This window comes from Streptantibioticus parmotrematis (assembly GCF_019890615.1).
Taxonomy (GTDB): domain Bacteria; phylum Actinomycetota; class Actinomycetes; order Streptomycetales; family Streptomycetaceae; genus Streptantibioticus_D; species Streptantibioticus_D parmotrematis.
Map to the genome: position 1 here is coordinate 1 of NZ_JAINVZ010000060.1, position 1,009 is coordinate 1,009.

General features: G+C 66.9%; 1 protein-coding gene. It reads right to left on the reverse strand.

The genetic code is table 11. The features are described 5' to 3' along the window. The coding region (locus K7472_RS32215; protein ID WP_222982807.1) for a 2-oxoacid:ferredoxin oxidoreductase subunit beta at positions 1-989 on the reverse strand (989 nt) is incomplete at its 3' end. Between the last annotated feature and the right edge of the window lie 20 nt (positions 990-1,009).

The following is a 1,009-nucleotide window of genomic DNA, read 5'->3' on the forward strand; positions in this document are numbered from 1 at the left end:
GCGGTGTCGAGTTGGTTGTTCATGGTGGTGTCGTAGACGGGGCGGGTGGTGTCGCGCAGGATGCCGATGGGGGTGTGGTGGAGGGTGTCGGGGTCGGCGAGGCGGGTGAGGGCGAAGGCGGTGGTGGGTGAGGTGGCGTGGGCGTCGTGCACCAGGATCTGGTGGGTGTTGGTGTCGGTGACCTCGACGGCGGTCAGCTCTCCGGTGTGGGGATCGCGGACGATGCCTTTGGTGTTGTTGGTGCCGAAGCGGATGGGTTGGCCGTGTTCGAGGCGGATGAGGGTGTCGTCGGCGGTGGTGGGGTTTTTGAGGGCGTCGAAGGCGCCGTCGTTGAAGATGTTGCAGTTCTGGTAGATCTCGACGAGGGCGGTGCCGGGGTGGGCGGCGGCTTGGCGTAGGACGTTGGTGAGGTGTTTGCGGTCGGAGTCGATGGTGCGGGCGACGAATCCTGCTTCGGCTCCGAGGGCGAGGGAGAGGGGGTTGAAGGGGGTGTCGAGGGACCCCATGGGGGTGGATTTGGTGATTTTGCCGGTTTCGGAGGTGGGGGAGTACTGGCCTTTGGTGAGGCCGTAGATGCGGTTGTTGAAGAGCAGGATTTTGAGGTTGACGTTGCGGCGCAGGGCGTGGATGAGGTGGTTGCCGCCGATGGACAGGGCGTCGCCGTCGCCGGTGACGACCCATACGGACAGGTCGCGGCGGGTGGTGGCGAGTCCGGTGGCGATGGCGGGGGCGCGGCCGTGGATGGAGTGCATCCCGTAGGTGTTCATGTAGTACGGGAAGCGGGAGGAGCAGCCGATGCCGGAGATGAACACCACGTTCTCGCGTGCCAGGCCCAGCTCTGGCAGGAAGCCCTGGACGGCGGCGAGGATGGCGTAGTCACCGCATCCGGGGCACCAGCGCACTTCCTGGTCGGACTTGAAGTCCCGCGCGGACTGCTTCCCGTCGGCCTTCGGCACCAGCGACAACGCCGGCAGACCACCAGGCGTCACCGGCCCGGCGGAGGCCGGGG